The sequence below is a fragment of the Prevotella sp. 10(H) genome, from assembly GCF_000711235.1.
Taxonomy (GTDB): Bacteria; Bacteroidota; Bacteroidia; order Bacteroidales; family Dysgonomonadaceae; genus Dysgonomonas.
In genome coordinates this window covers 13834-38264 of sequence record NZ_JOMI01000004.1, presented here as the reverse complement: position 1 = coordinate 38264, position 24431 = coordinate 13834, and the positions used below count along the sequence as shown (strand labels likewise).

Below are 24431 nucleotides of genomic sequence, written 5' to 3'. Positions count from 1 at the left end.
ATTCATAAACAAATAATGTAATATCTTTATTCTTTAAATAGTAGTAGGTTTGAGTGAACTTATCGTGAGTATTATTGGTAATGAAGAACAAAAAGCTGGTTTATATTTCCCGTAATTATAAAGGCGTTTCTGCAGGAAACGATGCCCGTACCGATACGGAAATTCTTTTAGACAAATTCGGCTATAAGAATATAGGCCTTAAGCGTACCTTTCATCAGAACAAGATACTGGATTTTACCCGAAACTTATTTAGCACATTAAAAGGTATAATATTCATGCCATACGATGGTGTGCTGTTTATCCAATATCCAACAAAAAAGTATTACACGTTCTTATGCCGTATCGCTCATTTTAAGCATACAAAAGTAATTTCTCTTATTCACGATCTCGGTTCTTTCCGTAGGAAAAAAATTACAGAAGAAAAAGAAATCGCACGCCTCAATCATTCCGATTATATAATCGCTACGAATGAAAAGATGGCAGATTGGCTGAAATCGAAAGATATAAAAGCTAAGATCAGTTCATTAGATATATGGCATTTCCTTTCAGATAAAGAACATTCTATGCAGCCTATTACTTCGGGGTATACTTATAGCATATCTTATGCAGGAGCACTCAATCGCAGGAAGAATGCATTCCTGTATGACTTCATTCCTTATGCTAGAAATTTCAATTTTAATATATATGGCGATACCTTCGATATACCCGATACAGATAACTTCCATTGCAAGGGATATATTGCTAGCGATACCTTTATAATGACCAATAAAGACGATTTCGGACTTGTATGGGACGGGGATTCAATGGATGAATGCACGGGAAGTTTCGGCGAGTATCTGAAATACAATACTCCTCATAAAGTATCGTTCTATATTAAAAGTCATCTGCCGATTATTATATGGAAGAAGGCAGCTTTGGCGTCTTTTATAGAAGAACATAAAATAGGCATAGCGATTAATTCTCTAAAGGAAATCAATGATATTATAGCTTCTATAAAGCCAGAGGAATATAACGCGATGAAACAGAATACAGCGGAAGTAAGTAAAAAACTCCAATCGGGTTATTATCTGCAACGGGCGATAGATAACTTACATATAGATTAAAAATAGAGAAGGCCGGTATTTGCCGGCCTTTCTTGTAATATATATAAAAACTAATTCTTTCCTTTTAATAGACTATTGTACACATTGTCGTCACGTATTATTTCATATGCTTTCTTGAAAATATTGCTATAGTCATTATAAACTCTTATAGAAGTTTCCATATCGTACACATCCCGTGCCAAAAGCATTTTCAACTGCATTTTAATCAGGTCTGCCGATTTGTTGAATTCCTCTTCTTTATATGTTATTTTTTCTTGTTCTCCGGCAGCAATTACTTTATCCAGCAGGCTTTGAGGAATACTGTAATTCTTAAGGAATACTTCTTTATTCGGATATTTTTCCAGAATTTCCTTACGATGATTATCCACTTCTGCATAAGCTACCTTGTAAATAAGCCCTCTTGTTGCTATATCTCTGAAATAGGTTGTATAATCAGTAGTATCCAACGGAACAAAATAATCCGGCATAATACCGCCCCCGCCGTATACAGTCCTATGATTCACCAGAGTGGTATACTTCAATGAATCCGGAAAGTGGATACTATCAGCATGCATCATCTCACCCTTATTATATCTTTCTATCACATCCATATTGTAAGAAGAAAGGTCTCCGCTGGTATAGGGTTTTTGTATTGATCGTCCGGTAGGTGTATAATAACGAGCTACGGTAAGTCGTATCATAGATTCATCAGGCAAAGGAATTTGTCTTTGTACCAAACCTTTTCCAAAACTTCTACGGCCCACTATCACACCTCTGTCCCAATCCTGTATTGCTCCCGAAAGAATTTCACTTGCCGAGGCAGATCCTTCATTTATCATTATTACAAGTTTTCCTTCTTCGAAAGATCCCTTTTCAGTAGCAACTTCATCTCTTCTTTTTTGTCGTAGACCTTCGGTATATACGACTAGTTTACCTTTGCTCAGGAATTCATCAGCCAGATCGATTGCTGGGCCCATATAGCCTCCGCCATTTCCTTCAAGGTCGAGTATAAGATTTTTCATACCTTCCTTTTTAAGCCGTGCCAAAGCATCCTGAAACTCTTTTGTAGTAGTTGCACCGAAGCGTATAATACGGATATAGGCAGTTAAGTTATCGACCATATAAGCTGCGTCGATACTATATACAGGTATTTTAGCACGGGTTATGGTAAATTTAAGCAGATCAGGTACTCCTCTGCGAAGCACTTTAACTTCTACTTTTGTTCCTTTCGGCCCTTTCAAACGCGACATAACGTCCTTATTCGATCTTTTTAAACCTGCGATAAGCGTATCGTTCACATAGAGAATCTTATCTCCGGCCAAAATTCCTGCTTTTTCTGAAGGCCCGCCTGGCAATGCTTCAATAACATACAGCGTATCGGTCATCATATTAAACGAAATGCCTATACCATCGAAATTTCCTTCCAGCGGTTCGTTCATCTCCCTTACCTCATCTGTACTGATATAAACAGAATGCGGGTCGAGTTTTTCCAGAAGAGATTTAATTGCATCTTCCGAAAGTTTTTGGTCGTTTACGTCATCTACATAAAGGTTTTCGATGATTGCCATCGTAGTTGCCACTTTCTTCGATCCTTCACTCATTTTGAACTGAGCAGAGGTTGTGAGGATAATGGCGAAAAAGCATAGAGCTGATAGAAAGACTCTTTTCATATGTGATTTTTTCTTGATTTATATATATTCCGCATCAGGCGGATATTTCGTTCTGTGTATGTGATTTGTGTTAATTTCTTATCTGCAGATCCATGCCTTCCGGTAAGAAATCACTTACATCACGTCCAAACCGCAATAATTCGCGGACAATCGTTGAACTGATGTGTGTATACTCAGGTTCTGTAAACAGAATAATTGTTTCTATACCCGAAATTTTCCGGTTCATGTCGGCAATTGTCTTTTCGTATTCGAAATCATTTACCGTACGTATACCTCTAACAATAAAGTTAGCACCAATAGCTTTTGCATAATCTACGGTCAGACTATCATAAGTATCCACCGAAATGCGCGGTTCATCTTTATATAATGAACGTATCATCTCCGTGCGATGTTCGAGGGGGAAGTAACTTTTTTTGGTATCGTTCTTACCGATAGCAATAACGATCTCGTCGATCAGTTCGAGAGATCGTTTTACCAAAGAGTAATGTCCTATCGTAAAAGGGTCGAATGTACCCGGAAAGATTGCTTTTTTCTTCATTATATCAGTTGGCCATATCTGAGATGAATTTAATTCTTACCAAACGTATTTCATCTTCAGAATATTCACCCAACTCGTTTATAGCTTCTTCAAGATCATCGGACTCTGCTTCCTGAAAATATTGGAAGATATCTTCCAGATGATCTTCGTCTATTACTTCGCGCAGAAAATAATCGATATTTATTTTAGTTCCCGAATATACAATTGCTTCTACTTCACTTAGTAGTTCAGTAAAATCAATTCCTTTCGATTCGGCCAGATCATCCAAGGCCACTTTACGGTCGATCGCTTGTACTATAGCTACTTTCAGCTTCGATTTGTTGGCTACAGTCCTTACGCGCAGGTCTTCAGGCCGTTCTATCTCATTTTCTTCAACGTGTTTCTTTATTATCTGGAGAAACTCTGTTCCGTATCTTTTAGCCTTTCCTGCTCCTACACCCGGAATATTCTGTAATTCTTCCATAGTGATAGGGTAGATGGTAGCCATTGCTTCCAATGACGGATCCTGAAAGATTACATATGGCGGAACATTATTGTTCTTAGCCATTTTCTTTCGCAGGTCTTTCATTATAGAGAAGAGTATAGGGTCTACGGCCGAGCCGCCCCCGCCTCCTTTCACAACTACATCGTCAATGTTGTCATCGTCTTCCAAATCTTCTTCATCGGCTGTCGTGATTTTGAAAGATACCGGTTTTTTCAGAAAATCCTTTCCTTTTTTGGTAACTTTCAACAAACCGTAATTTTCGATATCCTTATCGAAGTAGCCTGCAATGAGGGCCTGACGTATTACCGCATTCCATGTCTCCTCATCGGCATCGTCACCCGATCCGAATACTTCCAGATCCTGATGCCCGTATGTTTCAATCTCGGATGTTTCTTTACCTCTTAGGATATTAATAACATAATCCGTCTTGAATTTTTCTTTCAATGCAACTACAGCTTCCAGAGCTGTCATTAATAAATCTTTAGCTTCCACTTGTTTTTTTGGATTTACACAATTGTCACAATTTCCACAATTTCTTTCTTTATATTCCTCACCGAAATAGTGTAGGAGTACTTTTTTTCTGCATAATGCAGTCTCTGCATACGCTGCTGTCTCGAGGAGTAGTTGTTTACCTATTTCCTGTTCGGCAACAGGTTTTCCCTGCATGAATTTTTCAAGTTTTTGCAGGTCTTTGAAAGCATAGAAAGCAATACACTTGCCCTCTCCGCCGTCGCGTCCGGCACGGCCTGTTTCCTGATAGTAACCTTCCAGACTTTTAGGCATGTCGTAATGTATTACATATCTGACATCCGGCTTGTCAATACCCATACCGAAAGCAATAGTGGCAACGATCACATCGACCTGTTCCATCAGGAACGCATCCTGATTGGCAGATCTTGTACTTGCATCCAGTCCGGCATGGTAAGGTAAGGCATTTATATTGTTTGTCTGTAATATTTCAGCAAATTCTTCTACTTTCTTACGGCTAAGGCAATAGATTATACCCGATTTATGTCCTTGGGATTTAATGTATTTGATTATATCCTTGTCTACGTTATTTGTTTTCTGACGCACTTCGTAGAAAAGGTTTTCCCTGTTAAATGATGCTTTAAAAACATCGGCCTCGGTCATACCCAGATTTTTCTGTATGTCGAGTTGTACTTTGGGTGTTGCAGTAGCTGTGAGCGCTATTATCGGGTGTTTGCCTATCTCTGTTACGATAGGGCGTATGCGCCTGTATTCGGGACGGAAATCGTGCCCCCATTCTGAGATACAGTGAGCCTCGTCTATAGCGTAGAATGAAATTTTTATCTGGCGGAGAAAATCTATGTTGTCTTCTTTGGTCAGCGATTCAGGCGCTACATAAAGCAATTTTGTTTTACCTGAAAGTATATCGCCCTTTACCTGCTCTATAGCCGCTTTGTTGAGTGATGAGTTTATGAAATGAGCCACTCCGTCTTCTTCACTGAAATTGCGCATGGCATCCACCTGATTTTTCATCAGAGCTATCAGCGGAGATATAATTACAGCCGTTCCTTCCATCAGCAGGGCGGGCAACTGGTAACATAGCGACTTTCCTCCCCCTGTAGGCATCAGCACAAACGTATCCCTCTCATCCAATACATTCCGGATGATAGCATGTTGATTGCCTTTGAATTTATCAAAGCCAAAATGCTTTTTTAATGCGGTGGTCAGTATGTCGTTTCGATCAGGCATATTTATAAAAAAACAGGCTATTATGTTATACGAAGATAAAGTCCTAATTCTAAATCTACAACTTAAAATAGGCTATTTTTTATGAAAAAAACAAACTTTATTGTGAATTTTTGAGTTTTAGCATTTGCGATCTTTCGAGTTGCTCTACAGCATACTCTTTCGTGATGTGTAATTTGTCTTCCTTAGTAGATGGAATATTAAACATGGCATCCATCATAATACTTTCTACAATAGACCTTAGGCCTCTTGCGCCTAGTTTGTATTCGATCGCCTTATCTACAATAAATTCGTAAACATCTTCATCGAAGCTGAGGTCTACATCATCCATCTTGAAGAGTTTTACATATTGTTTTATGATTGAATTTTTCGGTTCTGTCAGAATCCGGCGCAAAGCGCTTCTGTTCAGTGAGTCCAGATAGGTAAGTATCGGCAGACGACCTATTATTTCAGGAATCAGACCGTACGACTTCAAATCCTGAGGCGCTACATATTGAAGCAGGTTTTCGCGGTCGACTTCGGCGTTATTCATTGAAGAAGCATAACCGACTACTTTCGTATTGAGCCTTTGTGCAATTTTGCGTTCAATACCGTCGAATGCCCCTCCACAAATAAAGAGTATATTCTTAGTATCTACGGCGATCATTTTTTGCTCAGGATGTTTACGTCCTCCTTGAGGCGGCACATTTACAATCGAGCCTTCGAGTAATTTTAAAAGTCCTTGCTGTACTCCTTCGCCGCTTACATCCCGGGTGATAGACGGATTGTCGCTTTTACGTGCTATTTTGTCAATCTCGTCAATGAAGACAATACCTCTTTCGGCAGCAGACACATCGTAGTCCGATGCCTGCAGCAGGCGGGTCAGTATACTTTCTATATCTTCACCCACATATCCGGCTTCGGTAAGTACTGTGGCATCTACTATGGCAAAGGGTACATGAAGCATCTTTGCTATAGTACGGGCAAGTAATGTTTTTCCTGTTCCGGTAGGGCCTACAAGTATAATATTGGATTTTTCGATCTCGATATCATCGCTTTTTTCCTGCAATATCCGTTTGTAGTGATTATAAACGGCTACAGCAAGATAACGCTTTGCATTATCCTGTCCAATAATATATCCGTCGAGATATTCTTTGATTTTTCTGGGGTCGGGTAGTTGTGATTTTTCAAGTCCCGAAGCAGATTTCTGTTTTGCTTCGATACTTTCTTTTACAATCAGATAGGCCTGCTCGGCGCAACTATCGCAGATGTCTGCGGACAAGCCAGATATAAGCATATTTACGTCTTTATCGCTTCGTCCGCAAAAACTGCATTGGTTTATTTCTTTTTTTGCCATTTATAGTTTGTCAGCAAATAAGCTTTGGTTTATTCTTCGATTATTTGTTTCTAATTAATACATCGTCAACCATACCGTAATCTTTAGCTTCGCCTGAAGTCATCCAGTAGTCACGGTCAGAATCTTTTTCAACCTTTTCGAACGGTTGGCCGGAATGGTTTGATATAATTGTGTATAGTTCTTTTTTTATCTTGCCTATTTCGCGTGCTGTAATTTCTATATCGGAAGCCTGTCCCTGCGCACCGCCAAGTGGCTGATGTATCATCACTCGTGAATGTTTCAGTGCAAAGCGTTTTCCTTTTTCACCTGCTACTAGCAATACTGCTGCCATTGATGCCGCAATACCTGTACAGATAGTAGATACGTTGCTGTTGATAAACTGCATGGTATCATATATTCCGTAACCGGCATAAACAGAGCCGCCCGGTGAATTGATATAGATCGATATATCTTTACCCGAATCTGCAGAATCCAGATACAGTAATTGTGCCTGAATGACATTGGCAGTATATTCGTCTATCTGTGTGCCGAGGAATATAATCCTATCCATCATCAGACGGGAGAATACATCCATCTGCGCCACATTGAGCTGGCGTTCTTCTATAATAGTGGGTGATATATAGCTGCTGGTGATATCTACATAATTATCTAGTGCAAGACCATTCATTCCTAAATGCTTGGTAGCATATTTTCTAAAATCATTGTTCATAATATTTCCTTTTCAAATGTGTGAATAATTTAATATCGTTAGTTTTATAAACAATTATCGTGCCACTGTGTGCAGCATAAAAAAGAGGCTAAATGTATTAAGCCTCCATTTCTTATAAACAAAGTTATAAATAAAAAACTGAAAAGCTAAAATATTATTCACCGTATTTCGAATATGTCATTAAGAACGGGCAGAAAGATTATGTTCTGTCTGCCCGTCATTTATATTTTCTTCAGGATTATGCTTCCTCTTTTGTATCTTCTTCTTCTTCTTTTTCGAAGAATTTGCGGAAGTCGTCCAATGAGATTGATTTCTCTTCTATTCCCAGTTTGCCTTTCAACGTGTCGATGATTTTATTTTCCATGGCGCGGTCAAGCAGGTTGCGGGCATTGTCTTTATTCTTCAACATGTCGTTTGCATAATTCTCAACCATTTCGTCAGGAAGATTCATCATGCCATATTGAGCAAACTGTGCTCTTGCCGCCTGCATAGCAATGATTTTCATATCTTCGTTTTCAATCTTGATATCATTGTCTTTTGCTATCTGCTCTTTGATAAGGTGGAATTTCAGGTCGGCAATGATTTTAGGATAATCAGCCTCTACAGATTCTGCTGTTCTTTCTTCACCTGAGGCAACCAGCCATCTTTTCAGGAAAGCATCCGGGAACTGTACATCTCCGGCTTTCTTTTCCATTAGTTCTTTCGCATCCAACAGGAATTTGTAATCGCTATCCGGTGCAAACTGGTCTTCGATTGTTTCTTTCACTTTCGCCTTAAATTCGGCAGCATCTTTTACATTGCCTTCACCGAATACTTTATCAAAGAGTTCTTTATCTAGTTCTGCTTCTTTGTAGCGGGTGATTTCCGAAACTTCAAATTTAAATTCCGGAGCAATTGCTTCTACTGCATCTTTCTCAATGTGCAATAGTGAAGATATTTCTGTTTCATTTCCTTCATAGGCTTTGCCCGGATTAAATGTAATCACATCACCGGCTTTAGCTCCGATAAATTTGGATTGTTCTTCAGCGTCTTTCATGTAAGAAGGCATAACGACAGCTGACTCTACATTTATTCCGCCCTCTTTCACGTTGCCGTCTTCAAGTTCCGAAATAATACCTCTGATAAGGTCGGTTGCAATGGCGCCTTCTTCTACTTTGTCATACTTGCCGTAGTTGGCTTTGTATGATTCGATCTGCTTATCTACAAGCTCTTCGTTTACATCTATTTTATAGTATGTTATCTTGTCTTTCTTAGTCAGGGAAAGCTTCATTTCAGGAGCCATTGCAATGTCGAAAAAGAAGTCATAGTCGCCTTCTGTCGAAAAATCAAACGGTTGCTGTTTTTCTTCATTCGGAAGAGGTTCGCCAAGCACGTTCAGTTTATTCTCCTGTATATAGTTGTAGAGGCTTTCACCTACCATTTTATTTATTTCTTCGGCCAGAATAGATTTTCCGTACATCTTCTTTACCATACCTACCGGTACAGTTCCCGGACGGAATCCCGGTACATTTGCTTTTTTACGGAAAGTTTTCAGCGCACTGTCAAGTTTTTCCTGATAGTCTGCTTTTGTAACACTTATTTGCAGGATAGCATTCACGCTATCGACATTTGTCAGAGATACGTTCATCTTAACGGTCTATTTTAATTATTACAAGTTTATTCAGATGTGTAAGAAAAAGTTAGCCTTGGCGGCTCCCTCTTTTTTGGTGGTGCAAAAATAGTCTTATTATTGTAATATTCAAAGCGAAATAATAATTAATCTCGAACTTGTTTTTATAAAAAAATGAACCAAAGCGTTAAAAATATGTTCTGTAACATGTTTTATATAAAAAAATACTAACTTTGTTTTAAGTTAAAAAGTAGAACCTGATTTATATTATCAAGCATTTCTTTATGGTGGCAGATAGCAGCAATGTTGTAAGTTTATCGGAAAGTATTCCTGAAATCTGGAATTTGTTGAATACTAAGGAGCGTGACCTGATTTCGGCGAATGCAAGAATTCTTGATTTCAAAAAGAATGAGGTAATCTACCGGGAGGAAGAAATTCCGCTCGACCTGATGTGCCTTTGCAAAGGTAAAGTAAAGATATATAAAGACGGGGTAGGCGGACGCAGCCAGATAATCAGGATGATACGGCCTACGCAGTATTTTGGTTACAGGGCATTTTTTGCTAACGAGCCATATGTTACTGCCGCTTCGGCATTCGAGGCTTCGACAATCTGTTTTATTCCGATGCAAATCATCGAGAGCATTGTTTCATCTAATTCGAAGATGGGTATGTTCTTTATCCGGGAATTGTCGACCGATTTGGGAATTGCAGATGAAAGGGTGGTAAATCTTACTCAGAAACATATCCGCGGACGACTGGCCGAATCGCTTATTTTCCTTATCGAAAATTACGGACTGGAAGAAGACGGGGCTACTATCAGTATTTACTTATCACGTGAAGACCTTGCCAATCTGTCTAATATGACAACCTCAAATGCCATCAGGACACTATCGACTTTTGTCGATGAACATATTATTACGCTCGACGGACGCAAGATAAAGATAATCGACGAAGAAAAGCTACGCAGAATAAGTAAGATAGGATGATTACCAAAATCGCCCATAAGTATCTGGACTTCAAATATCGTGAAGTAGACAGGTTTATATCCGACCCTATCCGAACTCAAGAGAGAATCTTGGATTACCTTCTCCGGAATGGTGCACAAACATTCATAGGACAACAATACAACTTTTCCAACATTAAGAATAAGGATGATTTCAGGAAGTCAGTTCCTGTATTTCATTATGAAGATTTACGTCCTTATCTCGATAAAATATTGATAGATAAGCAGCAAAATATTTTATGGAATAAGCCGACGCAATGGTTTGCCATGTCATCGGGTACTACAGAAGATAAAAGCAAATATATTCCTGTAACCAAAGAATCGCTGACAAAAGGTCATTACAAATGTGGTGAGCAGATGTTGGCGATATATGGACGTGCTAACAAAAATGCAAAGTTTTTCTTCGGAAAGACGTTGGTATTGGGAGGCAGCAAGCAAATCAACAATATTGGCGACGGTGTTTTTACAGGAGATATTTCTGCTATACTTATCAAGAATCTGTACTTCTGGGCTAAGAGAAGTCGTACACCGGAAAGCATCTCTTTATTACCTGATTGGGAGGTAAAGCTGCAGGCTCTGACTGATTATGCTGTAAAGAATGATGTAAGAGCATTTATGGGAGTACCGTCCTGGCTGCTCGTCCTTCTCAAAAAGATAAAAGCAGATACGGGACGGGAACTGACCGATATATGGCCTAATCTCGAAGTATTCTTTCATGGAGGTGTTAGCTTTACTCCCTTCGAAGAGCAATATAGGAAGATTATCCAAAAGCCTGCGATGCGTTATTGGGAAACATACAATGCTTCGGAAGGATTCTTTGGCGTGCAGTTTTCTGATGATTCAAAAGATATGCTATTGATGCTGGATAGCGGTATCTATTATGAATTCGTGCCAATGAGCGAATGGGATAGCGAGAATCCTCGAACTCTGACTCTGGACGAAGTGCAGACAGGACAGAACTATGCCATTCTTATTTCTACCAATGGCGGCCTGTGGCGTTATATGATAGGTGATACTATCGAGTTTACGTCAACACATCCATATCTGTTTCGGATAACCGGACGGACAAAGAACTTTATAAATGCTTTCGGTGAAGAAATAATCATAGACAATGCAGAGAAGGCTTTATCCGAAGCATGTAAAGAAACCGGAGCACAGATAAGCGAATATACCGCTGCCCCTGTTTATTTCGGTGATAATAATACCGGAGCGCATGAGTGGTTTATCGAATTTGCCGTTGAACCGGATAATCTCGATAAGTTTATCCAGTCTTTAGATACGAATCTTAAGAAAGTGAATTCTGACTACGAGGCTAAACGCTCTTATAATCTTTCATTGGGTGTACCGCTTGTCCGCAGCCTACCAAAAGGTACATTTAATGACTGGTTGAAATCTATCGGAAAATTAGGCGGACAAAATAAAGTGCCGCGATTGTCTAATAACCGGGATTATATAGACAGACTGTTGAAGTTTGTAGATTGGAAGATATAAAGTAAAAAGGATGACTTGTTTAGTCATCCTTTCTTATTTTTAGTTACAGCAAACTTGCTGCATCAGCATCAAGGAACCAGTAGAGATATCCTTTTTTAGGATTAACCCTTGCTGCAGGGTATTTATTCAGAAAATCTTTCCTGTTCTTTATTACATCCCTGACCTTTTCAGCCTTGTTCTTCCCTGTAGCAAGAAAAACTACGTATTGAGCATTGTTTACAACCCGTCCGCTAATAGTAACCCGCTGCATGCCCGTTTCGGGATGTTCTCCAATGACACAGGTTTCTTTGCTGTCCCATAAGTCTATCTGGTTAGGAAAAATAGATACGGTGTGTCCGTCATCGCCCAGTCCTAGCATCACTATTTCAAAGCTTGGCATATCCTGCCTTTGCATCAGCTTTGCTGACAAAATCTTGCTGTACCACAACGCTTCTTCTTCCGGCTCGTTTTCGCCATGTATGCGATAAATGTTATTGTTAGGAATAGCAGGAACTTTGTCAAAAAGGTGGTCTTTTGTCATCCCGAAGTTGTTCATCACATTTTCGGGTGGCACACAACGTTCATCTCCCCAAAAGAAAGAGATACGGTTCCAGTCGATAGCGTCCTTACAATTTTCGGCCCAGTAGTCGAAAATGACTTTCGGTGTTGTTCCTCCCGACAGTGCGAGGTTCATGTGCGGATATACATCCAATAATTTCAACAGAAATTCGGTGAAGCCTTTACTGAGGGCTTGCGGGTCTTCGTAAATTTTAATTTCTTCTTTTATCATAATTCACAATATATTCCATCATCGGAGAGATTCTTACATGGATAACGCCATGTAAGATTTTTTTCTTCTATAAGGTCGTCTGCATTTTCAGGACCCCATGTACCTGCGGGATAACCGTGCAGCGGGGCATCGGGATTCTTTTCCCAGAAATCGATCAGAGGTTGTACAAATTTCCATGTGGCTTCCAAAGCATCACCGCGTATGTAAAGCGTTGAATCGCCCGTCATACAATCCAGCAAAAGTCTTTCATAAGCCTCAGGCAGATAAGTGTCCTGTAATTGTGAGTAATGGAAATCCATATTCACGGTTTTTACCTGATAACCGCTACCCGGTACTTTCATTCTGGTTTTCAGTAATATGCCTTCATCCGGTTGGATTCTTATAACGAGTTGATTATCATCATTCCTCAAATCAGTTGTTTCGTGGAACAAACGTTGCGGTGCAGGTTTGAAATGGATAACCACTTCTGAAACACGTGTAGGCAAGCGTTTCCCTGTACGAATATAGAAAGGTACATCACCCCAGCGCCAGTTGTCGATGAAGAGTTTCATCGCAATATATGTTTCGGTGCGGGAGTCTTTGTCTACATCTTTTTCTTCACGATAGCCTTTCGCATATTTCCCTTTTATATTGGCAGCAGTGTATTGTCCGCGGATTACGTTTTTGAAAACATCTTCATCCGACATTGGACGCAGTGCCTGAAATACTTTCAATTTTTCGTTGCGTATGGCTTCCGATTCTATGGCCATTGGTGGCTCCATGGCAACAAGCGCCACTAATTGCAACAGGTGATTTTGAAGCATATCCCGCAATGCTCCCGAATGGTCGTAATAGCTTCCGCGATTTTCAACACCGATACTTTCGGCAGCAGTAATTTCTACGTGATGTATGTAATTCCTGTTCCACAGAGGCTCATATATTCCGTTTGCAAAGCGGGTAACAAGCATATTCTGTACCGTTTCCTTACCCAGATAATGATCTATGCGGTAAATCTGATCTTCTTTATAATCCTCTCGCAGAGAAGCATTCAGGCTTATAGCAGATTTGAGGTCTGTGCCGAAAGGCTTTTCTATAATTATTCTCCTGAAATATCCTTCTTCCTTGTTCAAACCCTGTTGAGCTAGAAATTTAGGAACCAGCGGATATAATGCAGGTGGAGTAGAAAGATAGAAGATGTAGTTTCCAGCGGTATTTTCCTCCTTATCTAGCTGTTCCAGTCTTTCTTTTACTTTCACATAATCCTTGCCGTCATCCGTATTGATAGAAAGATAATGCAGTTTCTGACTGAAGGTATTCAGTTCTTCATCAGATATGTCTTTAGCAGTTGCAAACTGTCTGATACCGTCTTTCATCTTTTCGCGGAATGAATCGTCGGTATAAGGGCTGCGTGCCACGCCCAGAACGGCAAAGTTCTGAGGCAATGATTTTTGGCGATACAGGTCGAATATTGCCGGAATGAGCTTCCTATGGGTAAGGTCGCCCGATGCACCGAATATAATCAGAGCCTGATCTTTTATATGCTTTGGTTTCATTGTTCTTTAGTTACGAGTTACGAGTTACGAGTAACAAGCTTATTTAAACGTCGATTTGTTGCGCGTCAGCAAACTTGTAACTGCCCATAGGGCGGAGTAACTAGTAACTAAGTTAGTCTTTTTTGATTTCATGTCCGCCAAACTGATTTCTCATTGCAGCGAGCAGTTTCATAGCGTAAGACGATTCCTGTCTGGATTCGAATCGCGTAAAGAGCGAAGCTGTAATTACATGTGCCGGCACATCAAAATCAATTGCCGTTTGCACTGTCCAGCGGCCTTCACCGCTATCGGCAACATAATCCTTTATACCGTCGAGATTTTCGTTTCCTTCGAGTGCGTTTCCTATCAGTTCCAATAACCATGAACGTACTACCGATCCCTGCATCCATACACGTGATATCTTTTCGAGATCAACATCATAGGGAGAATTCTTCATTATTTCGAAGCCTTCGGCATAAGCCTGCATCATACCATACTCTATGCCATTGTGCACCATCTTTACCATATGACCTGCACCGCTTTCTCCGCAACGCATGTATCCGTTTTCGGGAGCAAGGCTTTTAAATATAGGTTCTGCAAAATTGCAGGCATCTTTGTCTCCGCCATACATCAGGCAGTATCCGTTCTGAAGTCCCCATACACCACCACTGGTACCACAATCGAGGTAATGGATTCCTTTCTCTTGTACCTTTTTACCGCGTTCTACGGTTTCGCGCCAGTAGCTGTTACCGCCATCGACGATTATATCGTTCGGATTAAGTAAAGTAAGCAGTTCGGCAATGTTTTCTTCTACAGGTTTACCCGCAGGAACCATCAGCCATACCAGTTTACGCCCTTCCAGTTTACTCACCAAATCTTTCAGGCTCGAAGCCGGAATAGCACCTTTTGCCGCCACATCGTCTATTTCTTTCTGGGTTAAGTTGTATGCAACTATTTCATGACCGTGATTCAAAAGGCGTTCTACCATTTTGCCGCCCATTTTTCCTAATCCTACAAATCCGATTTTCATATCGCTTCTATTTTAGTTTTTTATTATTAACAAGATATTGTTTTAAAAGATTTTGATAATTAAACTTTTAAACCACACGAAGGTACTGTTTTTTTATGATTTTAAGTTAAAAGAATTATCGTTTTATCTTCAAATGAAATAGCCAGGGTTGAAAATCAAAGAATTATGATTGAAAATCAAATATAGTTTTTATCTATTTCTAATGCTGTGTTATTTTAATTATTTATGTAAAGTGAAATGAGCAGAAAAGTAACATAAACGAGTAACGATTTATTTTTTTATATTTTCAGATAATAATGCGTTTTTATATATAGATAAATTTATCCCAATATTATATATCTCATGCATAAAAAAATATCCGGAAACTAAGATTAGTTTCCGGATATCTTATCTTTTAATATATCATCCGATTATTTGTAATCTTCAGGCGATATGTTGATTTCTCCTATAACCTTACCCGAAGCATTCTTGTATTCATATGCATATGAAATACCGAATTCCTGCGATTGTTTTGCTTCCGGACTGTTTTTGATAGACTGCACTGCTGCTGTTTTTCCTGCTTCAGCATCAAATGTTTCCACGTCTGAATTTATTGTAACAAATAATTTGATTGTCTTTCCCTCTATTGTACATTTCTCCATAGTCATGGCTCCCATGTTCATAGGAAATTGTTTATTTAGTTGCTCTGCCTGCAACTCCAGATATTTAGTCACAGCAGCATCTTTTGCATCTTTACATTGGATAAAGCACATAGAAACAAATAAGATAGCGATTATGCTAAATGTAGTTTTGGATAAATTTTTCATAACAAATGTTTTAAATTAATAGTAAGTGTGCAAAGATAGGTGTAATTTTCGTATTGTTGTTAAAGAATATAAAAAAAGAGCTACAAACTGTAGCTCTTTTTCCTAATATGTTTGAAATATGTCTTATTCCGATACTACTTCGAAAGGTATTTCTACCGAAACTTCTTTGTGAAGCTTAGCGATAGCTTTGTAAGTACCTACTTCTTTCACGGCATCTTTGATGATGATCACCTTTCTGTCTACATTGTAACCAAGTTTCTCAAGAGCTTCAGCTATCTGTATGTTAGTTACAGAGCCGAAGATAGTACCTGTCGAGCTTGTTTTTGCTCCGATAGTAAGCGAAACTCCTTCTAGTTTGGCAGCCAGTTCCTGAGCGTCATTCTTGATTTTCTCAAGTTTGTGAGCGCGTTGTTTCAGGTTTTCAGCCATCACTTTCTTTGCAGACTCTGATGCTATCACAGCTTTACCTTGAGGTATAAGGTAATTACGTCCGTAACCGTCTTTAACCGTTACGACTTCATCTTTATATCCTAAGTTAAGGATGTCTTCTTTCAATATAACTTGCATTTCTTTTCCTCCTTTTTATTATTTCATTAAGTCTGTAACGTAAGGAAGCAAAGCTAAATGGCGAGCCCTTTTTACAGCTTGTGCAACACGACGTTGGAATTTAAGAGATGTACCGGTGATACGGCGAGGAAGAATTTTTCCCTGTTCGTTAAGGAATTTCTTCAAAAACTCAGGGTCTTTGTAGTCTATATACTTTATACCGTTCTTTTTGAAGCGGCAGTATTTCTTTTTCTTGACGTCAACTGAAGGCGGAGTCAAATATCTGATTTCTGATTGCTGTGCCATAATTTAGTTCTCCTTTACTTCTTCTTTTTTAGGTGATTTTAGATTTCTTCTCTTTTGTGCATACTCGTGTGCAAACTTATCCTGACGGAAAGTAAGGAAACGGATTACACGTTCATCGCGACGGAAGTTAAGTTCTAGTTTAGCGATTACAGACGGATCAGCTTCAAACTCTAACATAGCATAAAAACCGGTAGACTTCTTCTGGATTGGATAAGCCAGCTTACGTAGTCCCCAGTTTTCTTCATTTACTATTTTTGCCCCTTCGTTGGTCAAAATAGTCTTGAATTTTTCTACCGCTTCCTTCATCTGTACATCAGACAAAACGGGAGTCAAAATGAAAACGGTTTCGTAATTGTTCATAAATTAAATAATTATAAAATTAAACATGTCATTTTTGCAAATGAGGTGCAAAGATAGACTTTTTTATTAATATAACAAATGCTAAAGCTTTAAAAAATCTTTGATTAACAGACATCTTATCTTACATTTGTATTACCAATATGAAATAAGACCTAATGGATAACGGAGATATCTTAAGCTTAAATGAAGACCAGGACCTTATTTTCCCTATCATAAATGGAAAAGTGTCAATGGCGATCAACCGGATGATGTACCGCAACCTTCGCAAAGAGGGTTTGGACATAACACCCGAACAGTGGACCGTACTTGCTTTTCTATGGAGACAAGACGGTGTGACGCAGCAGACTTTATGCAATTCGACCTTCAAAGACAAGCCGAGTATGACCCGGCTGATAGATAATCTGGCTAAGCAGAATCTTGTCTATCGCAATGCATCTACTACCGACAGGCGTTCCAACTATGTATACCTTACAGAACTGGGCCGGTCGATAAAAGATTGTGCCAACCGTGCTGTTTACCGCACCATGGATGCGGCTTTGGCCGGTATCGATGAAGACGGGCTGAAACATGTGCGCTTCCTCCTGTCGGCTGTTTTCGGCAATATACGTGAAGCACTCGAGGAATCTAATCGCTATTAGTTCCCGACAGGTGTGCTATAATCTTATTTTGTAAATTCTTGGAAACCCGATAATCGAACTTTCGGGCAAAGAAGGCATCCGAATTTATAATACTTTCATAATCCCTTTCATCCAGATTGGGCGGATATGCGCCGTCGCGGTTTTCCCACAGCATAAACCGGAGATTTCTTTTAGCTACCTTCTCTTTGAATGGAGAATTCATTAATATGGAGTGCAAAAGAATTTCTTCGGAGCAGAAGGTATAGTCATAAGCTTTTAATACATGCGGATTCTTATCCAAGAAGTCAATGTAATATTCTACAGCTTCTCGCGTAATTGTCCAGTAAGTAGAGCCTCCGTATAGCTGTGGCAGTTCAGCAGGCAATTTACGCTTATAACCGACAACCTTCTGCATAAAAACAAATACCTTAATAAACACCCGTTGCCAGCTTTTGGCATTGAATACTTCATACAGGTTATAATATTGAACCCTGTTAAGGCCGCCGCCTTTCCATGTTTCAATCGGCAGAGGTCTTGCCGACAGAAACTCGGTTCCCCTATTTTCTTTCAGATAATCTGTTATCTGGTGAGGAGTCTTTACCGGAAAGTCCTGTCCTGTAATCAGGTGAATATATTCTATACTTTTATCCTTGATACATTCCTGAGATAAAAGCAGGATAGCTTTCAGATGGTCTATACTTCCCCAATTGATACTATAGGTACGGGATACGAATCTTACAGATAAACGTGATTCCAGCATCTTTATATCTGCGGCAGGGATATTACTCTTATTATCTATATGGATATAGAATGAAAAGTCTTCATCGAAGAAATCCACGATATCTAAAAGCTGCTGCGGATTCTTGTATGCTGTAATCAATATGGCCTGCTTCATCCTCCCTTAGTTTTTAATGATTAAGTCCATATAGATTGGCAGGTGATCGCTGTAACCGCCCAGATATTTAAATCCGAGATAAGTACGGAACGGTTTTAGTCCTCCATATTTCTGACTGTCTTCATGCAGAAGAAAGTCTTCAGAAAAAACATGCGCTTCTTTATTCTTTATCTTAACCTTAGACGAATTGCCTAATAGTTTCCCGTTAACGATGAACTGGTCGATGTAATTCCATTTTCCCCTGTATTTATAAGAACCCGATTCCTTTTTGATTGCTTTATCAAGGAACATATTATACAGCTTCTTGTCTGATATAGGCGATTCTATGCTTTGTGCAGCAAGTGTTTCTTTAATACTTATATCGTATGGATAATCGTTAAAGTCGCCCATAATAATGATATTGGCTTTTTTACGTATCCGCAAAATGCTATCCGTCTTTTGTTTCAATAATTCGGCGCACTTTATACGGTCGGGCCTTGTTTTACGGATTCCGTCACGCCTCGACGGGAAATGGCAGATGAAAATGTCCAGTAATTCATTGTTTACAACACGACCTGTTATGTGCAGTATATCCCTTGTATTCTTATCCGGATCGGAGAGTACAGGGGTATAACTATTACGGCTGATAACTTTCATTTGGTCGCGCTGATAGAGTAACGCTACATTCGAGCCTCTGTCGTCTTTCGAATGTGTTATAATATATTCATACTTATGTTCTTTCAGATTGGACCGGCGTGTAAGGTCAAACAATACCGAATCATTTTCTACTTCGCAGATGCCTACAAGGGCAGGAGGGTAGTCGTCACCAACGGAGGCAATGACTTTACCTATATTATTTAACTTCTTCCAGTATCGGTATTTTGTCCAGTGCAGTTGTCCTTTAGGAGTCAGGTCGTCATCATTGGTGTCAGGGTTATCTTTTATATCATACATGTTTTCAGTATTATAAAACATAACACGGAATTTCTCCTGCCCTACTAGCGGAATGCTGTACGTCAGTACTACAACAATAATCAATATAGCAAATCTACCTGATCCACTCATAACATCCGATATCGGGATTATCGAGGCGCGATTGCCCTTTCAGGTCTGAAGGTAGGGACGTGGAATATGCCTTATCTGCCTTATTAATGGCGGGCGAACCGTCTGTCAATTCAAAATTGTATGAATAATCTCCGCTTGTGTTCAGGTTTTTAAATTGTGGATCGGCATTCCATATTGTATTGATAAACTCTGAACGGGTTATTTCTGTAGCTTTAATCAGGCAATTGGCAAATTTATAATTGAATGTGTTGCTTGCCAGCATTTGGATGTATAGTTCGTCTATGGCAGGGCCGTATATAATGGAATTAATAAACTCGCATTTTTCTAAAGGGGCGCTTATAGTATTGCTTATAAGCAGGCTTTCAGCTATACGCCTGTCCCATTGGTAATAGTTGGCTATTGTACAATGCAGGAATGTGTATGCACCGCCGATCACTTCCAAGGCAGCACCTTTCGAGTTTACAAACCGGCAGTTCCCACCTTCAATTTTGCAATTGGTCGCTTTAACGCCGTATTCTGCCGTATTCTGAACTACTGTATTTGTAAGAACGGCCTTTTTGTTCTTTATACCGGAATCGTGGAATGTAATACCACGGGTGGCATTTCGTATATTGACATTTAGTAATTCGTTGTTGAAACTCTCGGGGCAAAAATATATGCCGTCCCATTGTCCGGGTACATTGTCGTAAAGGATGTCACCTTCTATCCTGTCGAAGCGGTCGCCTCTGAAAATGACAGGTTTTTGTATGCTGCCATTGGCTTTTAGAGTGCCATATATGCGCATAGAAGCATTGTTGCGGAAGAATATCTTCGCCCCTTCTTGAAATGTAGCTGTAACACCTTTGTTGATAATAATAGAATCGTAAACCAGTAATGGCTTTTTGGAGAGAATAACAGTATCCCTTGTAATGCGTCCGCCTTTCCATATGTAAACATCCTGCCCTACGGCTTCCAGTTGCAGGTATTGTATATTCCCATTTGTTTCGAAGCGGATAGAGTCGCGGATCAATAACGGATTTTCGGCTTCGGCGTTCACCGTAACTTCTATGAACCCGAAAAGGCTGTCTTTTTTCAGGATTTCCACATTGCTGAGGCTTGTTCCTTTTTCCCCGTCAATATTCATCCTGAACCCGCTTTTGTCCGGATTCATTATTTGTATTGAACTAATGACAAGAGACTTGTCGCTCCTGTTATATATTTTAAACTGCTTCGTAGCAGAGCCGATATGGCTAAAGACAGTATCGAAACGGATCTTATCCGCTGAAAATTTGAGCGTCAAATTTCCATCGGAAGAAAAGTCGTCGTCGTTCGAACATGCAAAAAGGGCTGCGAACAAAGCTACATATATAATAAGGTGCAGAAGCTTTCTCACTTCATATATTTTTAGCTGCAAATACCGTCTATAGAACAGGATTTCCCGCTTATTATTTCTCCGCTATTGTTAGAAATGCCTTTTTCCCAGTCCGCGTAAGCTTTGGTCAGCACTTCAAGATAATCTTCTACGGGGATAGAACCCTGTACCATTTGCTCGTTGTTGAATACATAAAACGGAATGTATTCCAAATTAAGGACATTCTCGCTATAGGCTATATCTTTCTTTATTTCATTGAGATATTTATCGCTGTCGAGCATTTTCAAAATATCGTCTTCTTTCAGCCCGATTTTAGTGCCCAGCTTTACAAGTACATTCTTATCGCTTACATCTTCGCCTTTAGCAAAGTAGGCATCGAACAGTACTTCTTCAGCTTCGGTAGCAAGTCCCGACTCTTTGGCCAGTTTAACTAAGCGTAAAGCATCCGATGTATTGGCAACGATGAGGTTGTCATAATCGAAGTTCAGCCCCACTTCTTTTGCCAGCGCCGCAGTCCGTTCCATTGTTTCGTGCGCTTCATTGACGCTCATATTGTGCTTGTCGGCAAAATAGCCGTATATCTTCGATTCCAAAGCCTCTTTAGGCAATTCGGGGTCGAGTTCGTAGCTGTTCCACACAAGTTCAACTTTGTCTTTATGCGGAAACTGCGCGAGTGCCGCCTCTAGTTTACGCTTTCCTATATAGCAGAATGGACAGGCTATATCCGACCATATCTCGATTTTCATTTTATCCATAATTTTACTTTTATTAACTATATAATGTTAAAAAGTAACAAAGGTAACCTTTTTTGCGTATATTGCTAAATAGTTACTTTTTATCTTGTAACTATTTGTATATTATATAGATAAATATATTTCATGCTGTTGCTTATTATTACAAAGATACGATTAACCTATAATATATTTGCTCCTCGACCGATATGAAATTAATTTAATAATTATATAAGACACTATGAATGTACATACAGCCATTAACGGAATCTTGACAGCCGCCGATGAAAACATATCGTTGAATGCCCAGTAGAAGAAATTCAGTACCATAATATGGACCAGGTACATTCCGTAACTCATCATAGAAATACTTACCATTCTTCTTCTAAAAGCATTATTTTTTTTGAATTGAATATTCTTTATCACTAAAAATATTCCCAAAGCCATCATAGCTACATTGATAGTTCCGTAGTTCCATGACAGTTCGAGATCGGTAACCATTTTTTCCGTATCCAGACGTGTGATAAAAAGAGTATAAGTGATGAGGTACCCGATCACGATAAGGGCAACTCCTGCCGTTAAATCCCATTTGTTCTTTTCCTTATGGAATTTTTTCAGATAGCACCCAAGAACGGCAAATCCGAGAAATCCGCTGAAATAATATAATAGTGGTGTCGGATTCCAGAAACATTCGCCAAGTACTTCGGGAAATTCACGGTGTATATATGGCAGAAGCAATGTTACTGCCCATATAACAAGGAAGAAAAGGATATTGTTGCGTGAAGCACTGTTGAGCCATGGAGATATAATCGGAAAAAACAGATATAGCCCTATAAGCATATAAATATACCAGAGATGCCCTACTTCCACACCGAAATTGACAGGGATTTTGGCTATATTGATAAATACTTCTCCCAAAGTCGAGTCTCCCGTAAAGAAAAAATATACGGCATACAGCCCGCACCATACAACAAAGGGAATCACTACACGTGTAAAACGCCTTTTGAAAAATGTGCTCATCTCTTCCTTTACCGGAAGGACAAAATATCCTGTGATCATAATAAAGAGGGGAACAGCACTCCTGAATAAGGAATTATAAAGGCCGACCCAGGAGGCATCTGCATTGTTTATCACCGTGTTGCCTTCGCCTATATAATAGAATTCTCCTGCATGAACCTGTATAACCATATAGCAGGCTAATACCCTGAGCAGGTCAAGGCTGAATACTCTTTCTCCCTTCATTTTCCGTTTATTAGTGTTTAATTGGGTCTGTTTAGAATTAAGTATCAAAAAATGCCGTGCCGATAATCCGGTTATCGACACGACAAAGATATATATATGTTTATAATGCTAAATAATAAAATTGTATCATTTAGCCGGAATATTATTGAGGGTTTCCAGTAAGAAATTCCACCATTTTTCTACTGAGGATATTTCTATCTGCTCTTCCGGTGAATGCGCATTGCGGATTGTAGGGCCACACGAAATCATATCCAGATGCGGATATTTTTCAAGGAATAGTCCGCACTCGAGCCCTGCATGTATAGCCATTATTTCAGGTTCTTTACCGAATAGTTTTTTGTAAGCTTCTTTGGCAACACCCAGTACTCTCGAATCCGGATTAGGGCGCCAGCCCGGATATCCGGCCGAGTGTTCTACTTTTGCTTTAGCCAAAGTGAAAACAGCATTTACAATATTTCCGGCATCGTCTTTCAGCGAGTTGGTCGAACTTCTCTGGCTGGTAGTGATAAGGATTGTATTTCCTTCTTTCATCTTCACCGAAGCCAGATTTGTAGATGTTTCCACCAATCCCGGTATTTCGAAGCTCATGCCTAACACACCATGCGGGCAGGCATATAATGCATTCAACAGATTTTCTGTCGTATCCCTGTCTATAATAAATGACGGCGTATCTGTAGATTCAACTGTCATTTTCAGTTTCGGGTCTATAGCTTTCAGTTCGGCTTCGATTTCCGGAGCCAGAGTGTTGAGTTCTACGATTACATCCTCTTTTTTATTATAAGGTACACCTGCTATTGCATAGGCTTCGCGAGCAATCGCATTATGTAGATTACCACCGTTAAATTCGGAAAGGACAAAGTCGTATTTTCTGCTCAATTCCCACAGATAGCGGTTGAGTATTTTATTTGCGTTACCAAGTCCTTTATGTATTTCCGAGCCCGAATGTCCGCCATTCAGTCCTGTCACCTGTGCCCTGAACCAGAAATAATTCGAAGGAACGGCTTCCGGCCTGTATGTAAATGTGGCAGTAGTAATTTTACCTCCGGCACAACCGATATATACTTCGCCTTCTTCTTCTGTATCCAGATTGATAAGTATATCCCCTTTCAGAAAATCTTTACCTAAAGCATAAGCCCCTGTTAGGCCTGTTTCTTCATCCACTGTAAAGAGGCATTCCAATTTTCCGTGTTCGATAGTATCCGACGCCAGAATAGCCAGTGCGGCAGCAACGCCTACGCCGTTATCTGCACCAAGGGTGGTTCCTTTTGCTTTTACCCAGTCGTTTTCTATGAAGGTTTCTATCGGGTCGTTGTCGAAGTCATGTACAGTATCGTTATTTTTTTCGCATACCATGTCTACATGTCCCTGTAGTATCACTGTCGGAAGATTTTCTTTTCCTTTTGTCGCTGGTTTCGTGATAAGGACATTTCCGGCTTCGTCCTTTTTTACATCAAGATTGTGTTTCTTTGCGAAATCGAGAAGATAAGCAATGATTTTCTCTTCTTTCTTTGACGGGCGCGGGATTTGGGTTATTTCATAAAAATAATTCCATACGCCTGCCGGCTTCAGATCTTTTATTGTCATGCGG

Annotated in this window: 23 protein-coding genes; 4 read left to right on the top strand and 19 right to left on the bottom strand. The window is 39.6% G+C overall.

Features of this window, described 5'->3' with window-relative positions; translation table 11 throughout:
- Nucleotides 1-80: 80 nt before the first annotated feature.
- Nucleotides 81-1103 (top strand): galactofuranosyltransferase, encoded by a 1023-nt coding sequence (locus tag K348_RS0109430; protein ID WP_029904723.1) that lies wholly within the window; start codon nt 81-83, stop codon nt 1101-1103.
- Between the two features lie 50 nt (nt 1104-1153).
- Here K348_RS0109430 and K348_RS0109425 read toward each other — a convergent pair whose 3' ends face one another.
- From K348_RS0109425 to tig, 6 genes are all read right to left on the bottom strand, one after another.
- Nucleotides 1154-2752: a S41 family peptidase gene (locus tag K348_RS0109425; protein WP_029904722.1), complete on the bottom strand. Its 1599-nt coding sequence runs from the start codon at nt 2750-2752 to the stop codon at nt 1154-1156.
- Nucleotides 2753-2822: 70 nt separating this feature from the next.
- Nucleotides 2823-3290 carry a pantetheine-phosphate adenylyltransferase gene (gene coaD, locus K348_RS0109420; RefSeq protein ID WP_029904721.1) on the bottom strand — a complete coding sequence of 156 codons (468 nt, stop codon included), beginning with the start codon at nt 3288-3290 and terminating at the stop codon, nt 2823-2825.
- Between the two features lie 4 nt (nt 3291-3294).
- On the bottom strand, nt 3295-5490 hold the full coding sequence (recQ, locus tag K348_RS0109415; RefSeq protein ID WP_029904720.1) for a DNA helicase RecQ: 2196 nt from the start codon (nt 5488-5490) through the stop codon (nt 3295-3297).
- 97 nt (nt 5491-5587) lie between these two features.
- Nucleotides 5588-6823: an ATP-dependent Clp protease ATP-binding subunit ClpX gene (clpX, locus tag K348_RS0109410; protein ID WP_029904719.1), complete on the bottom strand. Its 1236-nt coding sequence runs from the start codon at nt 6821-6823 to the stop codon at nt 5588-5590.
- Nucleotides 6824-6863: 40 nt separating this feature from the next.
- Entirely contained in the window at nt 6864-7532 is a 669-nt protein-coding gene (gene clpP / locus K348_RS0109405; RefSeq protein ID WP_029904718.1) for an ATP-dependent Clp endopeptidase proteolytic subunit ClpP, read from the bottom strand.
- 238 nt (nt 7533-7770) lie between these two features.
- The gene (tig, locus tag K348_RS0109400) at nt 7771-9159 is read right to left on the bottom strand and encodes a trigger factor (protein WP_029904717.1); all 1389 of its coding nucleotides are present in this window, start codon (nt 9157-9159) and stop codon (nt 7771-7773) included.
- A gap of 266 nt (nt 9160-9425) precedes the next feature.
- Between tig and K348_RS0109395 the strand changes: the two genes are divergently transcribed.
- On the top strand, nt 9426-10127 hold the full coding sequence (locus tag K348_RS0109395; protein WP_029904716.1) for a Crp/Fnr family transcriptional regulator: 702 nt from the start codon (nt 9426-9428) through the stop codon (nt 10125-10127).
- Nucleotides 10124-11635, top strand: coding sequence for a GH3 auxin-responsive promoter family protein (locus K348_RS0109390; protein WP_029904715.1), 1512 nt, complete (start codon nt 10124-10126; stop codon nt 11633-11635). The genes K348_RS0109395 and K348_RS0109390 overlap by 4 nt, the downstream gene beginning before the upstream one ends.
- Nucleotides 11636-11678: 43 nt before the next feature.
- Here the strand turns inward: K348_RS0109390 and pgl are convergent, their stop codons facing one another.
- The 7 genes from pgl to rpsF form a co-directional block, all read right to left on the bottom strand.
- Entirely contained in the window at nt 11679-12404 is a 726-nt protein-coding gene (gene pgl / locus K348_RS0109385; protein ID WP_029904714.1) for a 6-phosphogluconolactonase, read from the bottom strand.
- A complete protein-coding gene (gene zwf, locus K348_RS0109380) occupies nt 12401-13936 on the bottom strand; it encodes a glucose-6-phosphate dehydrogenase (RefSeq protein ID WP_029904713.1) in 1536 nt (511 codons plus the stop codon). Before zwf ends, pgl begins: the two co-directional genes overlap by 4 nt.
- A 112-nt stretch (nt 13937-14048) precedes the next feature.
- The gene (gnd, locus tag K348_RS0109375; protein WP_029904712.1) at nt 14049-14945 is read right to left on the bottom strand and encodes a phosphogluconate dehydrogenase (NAD(+)-dependent, decarboxylating); all 897 of its coding nucleotides are present in this window, start codon (nt 14943-14945) and stop codon (nt 14049-14051) included.
- 410 nt (nt 14946-15355) lie between these two features.
- Nucleotides 15356-15751, bottom strand: a complete 396-nt coding sequence (gene gspS2 / locus K348_RS0109370) for a type II secretion system pilot lipoprotein GspS-beta (protein ID WP_029904711.1) — start codon at nt 15749-15751, stop codon at nt 15356-15358.
- Nucleotides 15752-15874: 123 nt separating this feature from the next.
- Complete coding sequence (rplI, locus tag K348_RS0109365; protein WP_029904710.1) at nt 15875-16318, bottom strand: 50S ribosomal protein L9; 444 nt, start codon at nt 16316-16318, stop codon at nt 15875-15877.
- 18 nt (nt 16319-16336) lie between these two features.
- Nucleotides 16337-16606, bottom strand: a complete 270-nt coding sequence (gene rpsR / locus K348_RS0109360; protein ID WP_183305946.1) for a 30S ribosomal protein S18 — start codon at nt 16604-16606, stop codon at nt 16337-16339.
- Nucleotides 16607-16963, bottom strand: a complete 357-nt coding sequence (gene rpsF, locus K348_RS0109355; RefSeq protein ID WP_029904709.1) for a 30S ribosomal protein S6 — start codon at nt 16961-16963, stop codon at nt 16607-16609.
- Nucleotides 16964-17118: 155 nt separating this feature from the next.
- Between rpsF and K348_RS0109350 the strand changes: the two genes are divergently transcribed.
- Nucleotides 17119-17601, top strand: coding sequence for a MarR family winged helix-turn-helix transcriptional regulator (locus tag K348_RS0109350; RefSeq protein WP_029904708.1), 483 nt, complete (start codon nt 17119-17121; stop codon nt 17599-17601).
- Here K348_RS0109350 and K348_RS18765 read toward each other — a convergent pair.
- The 6 genes from K348_RS18765 to K348_RS0109320 all read right to left on the bottom strand — a co-directional run bounded on the left by K348_RS18765 (nt 17588) and on the right by K348_RS0109320 (nt 24427).
- Nucleotides 17588-18475: a beta-1,6-N-acetylglucosaminyltransferase gene (locus K348_RS18765; RefSeq protein ID WP_029904707.1), complete on the bottom strand. Its 888-nt coding sequence runs from the start codon at nt 18473-18475 to the stop codon at nt 17588-17590. The two genes, K348_RS0109350 and K348_RS18765, sit on opposite strands and share 14 nt — an antisense overlap.
- 6 nt (nt 18476-18481) lie before the next feature.
- The gene (locus K348_RS0109340; RefSeq protein ID WP_029904706.1) at nt 18482-19519 is read right to left on the bottom strand and encodes a hypothetical protein; all 1038 of its coding nucleotides are present in this window, start codon (nt 19517-19519) and stop codon (nt 18482-18484) included.
- Nucleotides 19503-20891: a choice-of-anchor Q domain-containing protein gene (locus K348_RS0109335; RefSeq protein WP_036930433.1), complete on the bottom strand. Its 1389-nt coding sequence runs from the start codon at nt 20889-20891 to the stop codon at nt 19503-19505. The genes K348_RS0109340 and K348_RS0109335 overlap by 17 nt, the downstream gene beginning before the upstream one ends.
- An 11-nt stretch (nt 20892-20902) precedes the next feature.
- Entirely contained in the window at nt 20903-21625 is a 723-nt protein-coding gene (locus K348_RS0109330; RefSeq protein ID WP_029904704.1) for a DsbA family protein, read from the bottom strand.
- Nucleotides 21626-21778: 153 nt separating this feature from the next.
- On the bottom strand, nt 21779-22843 hold the full coding sequence (locus K348_RS0109325) for an acyltransferase (protein ID WP_029904703.1): 1065 nt from the start codon (nt 22841-22843) through the stop codon (nt 21779-21781).
- Nucleotides 22844-22969: 126 nt separating this feature from the next.
- On the bottom strand, nt 22970-24427 hold the full coding sequence (locus K348_RS0109320; RefSeq protein ID WP_029904702.1) for an aminoacyl-histidine dipeptidase: 1458 nt from the start codon (nt 24425-24427) through the stop codon (nt 22970-22972).
- Between the last annotated feature and the right edge of the window lie 4 nt (nt 24428-24431).